The following is a 6,405-nucleotide window of genomic DNA, read 5'->3' on the forward strand; positions in this document are numbered from 1 at the left end:
ACGCCCGGTGTCCACGACGGCGGCGCCGACGGAGCCGCGGACGAGTCCTCCGGTTGAGCACCTCCCGGCGCGGATCTCAGCGCCGCGGCCCTGCGACAGCAGGCGCCGGGGTGCTGAACCGCCTGATCGACATGGGCCGGGACGACTTCGCCCGTGACGTCTGGGCGCGGACGGCACTGCACACACGCCGAGCGGACGACTTCTCCGACCTGTTCTCCGCGGACGCCGTGGACGAACTGGTCTCGCGCCGCGGACTGCGTACGCCGTTCCTCCGCGTGGCCAAGGACGGAACCACACTGCCCGACGCGTCGTTCACCTCGTCCGCCGGCGTCGGAGCCACCATCTCCGACCAGCTCGACGACACCGCCGTGTGGCGCGCCTTCCGCGACGGCGCCACGCTGGTGCTGCAAGCCCTCCAGCGCACGTGGGAGCCGCTGGGCGACTTCGTCGCCGGCCTCGGCGCCGAACTCGGGCATCCGGTGCAGGCCAACGCCTACGTCACCCCGCCGCAGAACCGCGGGTTCGACGACCACTACGACGTCCACGACGTCTTCGTCCTCCAGATCCACGGCACCAAGCGCTGGCTGATCCACGAGCCCGTCCACCCCGACCCGCTGCGCGACCAGCCCTGGACCGACCGCCGCTCCGCCGTCGCCGAGGCGGCGAAGGGCGAGCCCCGCATCGACACCGTGCTCGAACCCGGCGACACCCTCTACCTGCCGCGCGGCTGGCTGCACTCCGCCCAGGCACAGGGCGCGGTCTCGATCCACCTCACCCTGGGAATCCACAACTGGACGCGGTACGCGCTGGCCGAACAGCTCACGCGGTCGGCGCTGGCGATGCTGCGCGACGACCCCCGCATGCGCGCCACCCTCCCCCTGGGCGTCGAGGAGCCGGGCGACGAGCTCGGACTCGTCCGGGACCTCCTCGTCGCCGCCGTGGAGAAGGCGGACCCCGCACCGCTGTTCCACCGGGCCCGGCGCGGGCAGGGACGGCCGGCACCGCTGGGGCCGCTGGTCCAGTTCGCGGCCGTCGACGGGCTCGGACCCGACTCCGCGGTGCGGCTGCGCGAAGGGCTGGAGGCACGCCTGGAGGGCCTGCGCCTGCGCACCCGCGTGGGCTGGCTCGACTTCCCCGAGAGCGACCTGGCGTCCCTCACCCGAGTGCTCGACGGGGAGGCGCACCGGGCCGGCGACGTCGGCGTCGGACTCGTGGAGAGACTGCTGCGTGCGGGCGTAGTGGTGCCCGTCGCTTCGTGATGTCCGCCGTGGACGCGGCAGGCCCCTTCTTCTGCTCCGACGCCGCCCGGGTCCGCGGCGACCCGATCGCGGGCACGGCACCGTACGGCGACGTCTGGGTCCTCGTCGAGTACCGCGGGGGCTGGCCGGCCAACGGGTTCGACGGCCTCCCCATCGACCCCGGCGTCAAGGAGCGCGTGTACCGCGCCGCCCAGCTGGCGCGGGCGCGGGTGCTGCTGGTGCGGCGCCACGGCCGCCGCGCGTCGACGGGCACCGCCCCCCGCTGGGCCGTACTGCACTACGACGGCTCCGGGGCCCACCGGCAGCGGTGGGGCAGATGGCACGCGGACGAGGACCTGGCCGAGATCGCGGACGCCCTCGACGCCCCCGGCGAAGCCGGCCTTCCACCCGTCGTCCTCGTCTGCGCACACGGCCAGCACGACCCGTGCTGCGCGGTGCGCGGGCGGCCCGTGGCGCGTGCGCTGAGCGAACGCCGGCCGGACCTGGTGTGGGAGTGCGCGCACGTCGGCGGCGACAGGTTCGCCGCGAACGTCGTCGTCGCGCCCGACGGCGTCTACTACGGCGGTCTCGACGGCAGATCGTCCGTCGCCGTGATCGAGGAACATCTGGCCGGCCGCGTCCACCCGGAGTACCTGCGGGGCTACACCGACCTCTTCCCGCCGCAGCAGGCCGCCGTCGCGGCCGTACTCGGACACGCCGGACCGGCGGGCCGGCACGACTACGCCGTCACCGGGACGGACCGCGTCGGCGACCGCTGGCGGGTCCGGATCACGGGCCGCCCGCCCCGGGCGGAGTCGTTCGACGTCGAGGTGCGGGGCTACCGCACCCCGCCGACCCGGCTGACGTGCCGCGGAGCGGCGAGGAGTTCGGCCGTGGCCTACGAGGTCACCGCCATCCGCACGGCGTGAGCCCGCCACGCCCCGCACCCCGCTTCGACGGTCAGCCCGTGACGAGTCCGGCGACGAGGTTGATGGCGGTGGCCAGGATGCTGGTGCCGAAGACGTAGGACAGCAGGCAGTGGCGCAGGACGATCGCGCGGATCGCCGTGCTGGAGACGTCGGTGTCGGACACCTGGTAGGTCATGCCGAGGTTGTAGCTGAAGTACAGGAAGTCCCGGTACGACGGCGGGTCGTCGGAGTTGAAGTCGATCCCGCCGTGCCGCGTGTAGTAGACGTACGCGTAGCGGGTGGCGTACATCAGGTGCACGGTGGCCCAGGCCATGAACACACCGCACAGGGCGACCGCGGCGCCGGCGCGTCCGTCGCCGGACGGGCCGAGAAGCAGCAGGAGCACGATGGCGACCAGGCCGCAGAGGGCGACGGTCAGCACGGCGAGTTCGTCCGTGTGGGGCCGGAAGCTCTCCCGGCGGGCGTTGCGGTGGGTGGCGGACGCGTCCATCGACCACAGCACGATCCACCCGGCCAGGGTGAAGACGAGCTCCGTCGCCGCGATCCCGGCCAGCGCCCCCAGCACCGCCCCGGTGCCCAGCCCCACCGCGACGCCCACCACGGCCCCGACGACAAGGGCGCCGGACAGCCGCGGTACCGCGTCCACGGGCAACCAGCTGCTCATGGCATCACCGTAAGGGCGCCCGAGCGGTTCGTCCCGGCGGGCGCGGTGCGACCGCGCCGCTGACATCGTTGTCGGCGGCGCGGCCCGCGTGGCGCGTTACGGCGTGTAGAGGGCGTCGCTGCCGTACAGCTCCCTGGTGAAGGCGGAGACGTCGGCGCTGCGGTCGCTGCCGTCGAGGTTGTACGTCAGATAGACGCCGTAGCCCTCGCTGACGGTGCGACGGGCGAGGTCGGCGGTCGTGCTCCGTGAGGTCCGGCCGATCTCGACGGCCGCCAGTGACAGCTTCGACTTGGGCAGGGCGATGCCGGGGACCTGCCAGGTGCCGTAGTACGGGTTCCAGGCGTAGTCGAACGAGCCGGAGACGTCGACGCCGCCGTAGGACAGGCGGGAGGCGGCCGGGCCGATGTTGTAGAGGCTGATGATCTTGTCCGGCATGTTCGCGCGCAGGGCGGTCACCAGGTGCACGAACGAGCTGTCGTTGGGCTGGGCGGTGCCGTTGGCGCCGTACTCGGCGTACTCGTCGTCGAAGTCGACGCCGTCGAGGCCGTACTCGGCCACGGTGTCCGACAGCTCCTTCGCGAACGCCGAAGCCGCCTGCTGGGACGGGAAGTTGGCGAAGCCCGCGCCCTGGTGGTTGCCGAGCACCGAGAGCACGACCTTGATGCCCTTCTGCTGCAACGGCCGTATCTCCGTGGCGGCGTTGTCGAGGACGCGCTGCACGTTCTCGTTGAAGTGCAGGTACGCGGCCTTCTTCGTCGTGTCGTAGTTGATGTTCGCCGCGAAGATCACGGCGACGTCGAAGACGTTGCCGCCGCCGTCGGCGAGCGTGTACTTGCCCGCGTTGAGCATGCTGTTGTTGTTCACCTCGATGTACGCCACCGAGGTCGGCCCCTGCTTGGCAGGGGAGTTGGTGGGGGAGGGCGCGGGGGTGGCGGCCGCTGTCGCGCCGGTCGTGGCGGTCGCGCCGAGGGCGAGGGCCGTGACGGCCGAGAGCGCGAGCGCGGCGGCCCGCAGCCGGCTCCGTACCAGAGTGAACATCGTGGGTGGGTCTCCCGTCGCATGGTTGGCGTCCGACTGATTCGGAAGCGCTCGGTGAGCCCTCCGAGTCTTCCGTCGTCGTCACCGGATGCCGAGGAGCGTGCGCGAACCCTTCACGACTTCCCCACGCGGCTCGGCTCGGCGGGCTGGTGGTGCCGGCCCACCGGGATGGCCAGCGGGGTGCCGCTGACCGGGTCGGTGGTCACCTGGCAGCGCAGGCCGAAGACGTCCGCCACGGTGTCTTCGGTGATCACGTCGGCCGGCGCGCCCTCGGCGACGACGCGGCCGGCCTTCATGGCGACGACGTGGTCGGCGTACCGGCAGGCCTGCGGGTCAGGGGTGGTGCTCAGGCCCGGGGGCGGCCCGGCTGCCGGACCAGGCACGCCAGAGCGCGGCGTACGGGCCCCGCGCGTCGCGCAGTTCCTCGTGGGTGCCGCTCTCGACGACCCGGCCGCCCTCCAGGACGACGATCCGGTCGGCGGCGACGGCCTGGGTGAGCCGGTGGGCGACGACGAGCGCGGTCCGGCCCGCCAGCGCGGCCCCGGCGGCGCGTTCCAGGACGCGGGCGCCGGAACTGCCCGCCTCCGCGGTGGCCTCGTCGAGCACGGCGACGGCCGGATCGGCCAGCACCAGCCGGGCGAGGGCGAGTTGCTGGGCGCGGGCGGGATCCAGCGGGTGCCCGCCCTCGCCGACGACCGTGGCGAGCCCCTCGGGCAGTGCCTCGGCCCAGTCCAGGGCGTCCACGGCGGCCAGGGCGTCGCGCAGTTCGGCGTCCGTGGCGTGCGGGCGGGCCAGCCGCAGGTCCTCGGCGAGGGTGCCGCTGAAGACGTGCACCTCCTGGGTGACCAGGGCGACGGGCAGCTCCGCCTCGCCGGCGGCGATCCGCACCGCGCCCGTGGTGGGCCGCTGCACGCCGGCGACGATGCGGGCGAGCGTCGACTTGCCGGCGCCGCTGGTCCCCACCAGGGCCACGTGCTCGCCGCGCGCGAGGGTGAGCGAGACCTCGTGCAGGACCGGGCGCCCCGTCCCGTAGGCGTGGCCGACGGCGTCCACGACGACCGCCGAGGGCGCCGCGGCTTTGGCCGGCCCGGTCCGCTGCCGGGGCAACGGGGGCGCGTCGGCGGGGTCCGGCGCGTCGTCCTCCAGGGTGGTCACGCCCACCAGGCGGGCCAGTCCGGCGGCGGCCGACTGGGCGTCGTCCAGGAGGACCAGGGCCTGGTTGACGGGCCCGAAGAGGCTGTGGAAGTACAGGGCCGCGGCCGTCGCCGTGCCCACGGACACGGCGTCGTCGCGCACCAGCCAGTACCCGGTGAACAGTACGGCGGCCAGCCCCAGGTACTCGGCCACGTGCAGCCGGGCGTAGAAGCCCAGCACCAGACGCACCCCTCGCATCGTCAGGGCCACGGCGTCACGCGAACGCGCCTCGCTGCGCGCGGTGTGCTCCCGCTCCAGCCGGTGCCCCCGCACGGTGACCGCGCCCCCGACGGTCTCCAGGAGCTGTTGCTGCTGGGCGCCGTTGGCGACGCGCTGCTCGGCGTAGAGCGGGCCCGCCCGGCGGACGTACCAGCGCGCGGTGAGCGCCTGGACGGGCACGGCGAGCAGGGCCGCCAGCAGGAACCGGAGGTCGAGCAGGGCCAGGGCGCCGAGGGTGAGGACGATGGCGAGCGTGGAGCGGGCCAGTTCGGGCAGGGCGGAGCGCACCGCCTCGGCGACCCGGGCGACGTCGCCGGTCACCCGGGCGGTGAGGTCTCCGGCGCCCGCCCGCTCCAGCCGGTCGGCGGGCAGGCCGAGCGCGTGCTCCACGAACCGCTCGCGCAGCCGGGCCAGGACGCGCTCGCCGAGCCGGGCGGTCCTGCCCAGCCCCACCGTGGTCGCCACGCCCTGCACCACGGCGACGAGGGCGAGCAGGGCCACGGGCAGGGTCAGCTCGCCGGCCGGGCGGCCGTCGGCGACGATGTCGACGACGCGGCCCAGCAGGGGCTGGACCAGGAGGCCGACGGCGGTGGCGGCGACCAGCACGCCGAGGGCGAGCGCCGCGGGTCCCCGGTCGGGCCGGACCAGGGTGCGCAGCGCAGCCCAGGTACGGGCGGGAGAGGCGATGGGCAGCAGCTCGCGGGCGGACGCCGTGGCGTCCTCGTCGGCCGGCGGGGCCGGCTTCGTCTGCGCGGTCGTCGTCATGCGAGCACCGCCGAGCGGTAGGAGGGGTGGTCGCGCACGAGGTCCTCGTGGGAGGCCTCGGCGGTCACGGTGCCGGCGTCGATCAGCACGACGCGGTCCGCCACGGCCAGCAGGGCCGGGCTGCTGGTGACCAGGACGGTGGTGCGCCCGTCGCGGGCGCCGCGGATGCCCTCGGCGATGCGTGCCTCGGTGGCCGCGTCCACGGCGGTGGTCGGATCGTGCAGGACGAGCACCGTGCGCTCGGAGGCCAGGGCCCGGGCCAGGGCGACCCGCTGGCGCTGACCGCCCGACAGGGCGCTGCCGCGCTCGCCGATCCGGCCGGCGCCGCCGCCCGCGAGGACGGAGACGACCTCGTCCA

6 protein-coding genes and 1 pseudogene are annotated in these 6,405 nt (G+C 74.6%); 2 read left to right on the forward strand and 5 right to left on the reverse strand.

The features are described from left to right. Positions 1–53 precede the first annotated feature (53 nt). Both GTW67_RS35785 and GTW67_RS35790 read left to right on the forward strand, forming a co-directional pair. The gene (locus GTW67_RS35785) at positions 54–1,259 is read left to right on the forward strand and encodes a cupin domain-containing protein (protein WP_524539859.1); all 1,206 of its coding nucleotides are present in this window, start codon (positions 54–56) and stop codon (positions 1,257–1,259) included. Then, positions 1,259–2,167 (forward strand): ferredoxin family protein, encoded by a 909-nt coding sequence (locus GTW67_RS35790; protein ID WP_161168880.1) that lies wholly within the window; start codon positions 1,259–1,261, stop codon positions 2,165–2,167. Before GTW67_RS35785 ends, GTW67_RS35790 begins: the two co-directional genes overlap by 1 nt. Before the next feature lie 31 nt (positions 2,168–2,198). On the opposite strand, the gene GTW67_RS35795 is transcribed toward GTW67_RS35790, so the two are convergent. From GTW67_RS35795 to GTW67_RS35815, 5 genes and pseudogenes are all read right to left on the reverse strand, one after another. Then, positions 2,199–2,831 carry a DUF1345 domain-containing protein gene (locus GTW67_RS35795; protein ID WP_161168875.1) on the reverse strand — a complete coding sequence of 211 codons (633 nt, stop codon included), beginning with the start codon at positions 2,829–2,831 and terminating at the stop codon, positions 2,199–2,201. 96 nt (positions 2,832–2,927) lie between these two features. Beyond that, a complete protein-coding gene (locus GTW67_RS35800; protein WP_161168876.1) occupies positions 2,928–3,869 on the reverse strand; it encodes an endo-beta-N-acetylglucosaminidase H in 942 nt (313 codons plus the stop codon). A 113-nt stretch (positions 3,870–3,982) separates the two neighbouring features. Continuing rightward, positions 3,983–4,198, reverse strand: a pseudogene (locus tag GTW67_RS35805) (ABC transporter ATP-binding protein); the annotation flags it as partial. A gap of 4 nt (positions 4,199–4,202) precedes the next feature. Further along, positions 4,203–6,047, reverse strand: coding sequence for an ABC transporter ATP-binding protein (locus GTW67_RS35810; protein WP_161168877.1), 1,845 nt, complete (start codon positions 6,045–6,047; stop codon positions 4,203–4,205). After that, positions 6,044–6,405: ATP-binding cassette domain-containing protein (locus GTW67_RS35815; protein WP_161168878.1), on the reverse strand; the 362-nt coding region annotated here is incomplete at its 5' end. The genes GTW67_RS35815 and GTW67_RS35810, both read right to left, overlap by 4 nt.

Source organism: Streptomyces sp. SID5910, from assembly GCF_009862125.1.
Lineage (GTDB): Bacteria > Actinomycetota > Actinomycetes > Streptomycetales > Streptomycetaceae > Streptomyces.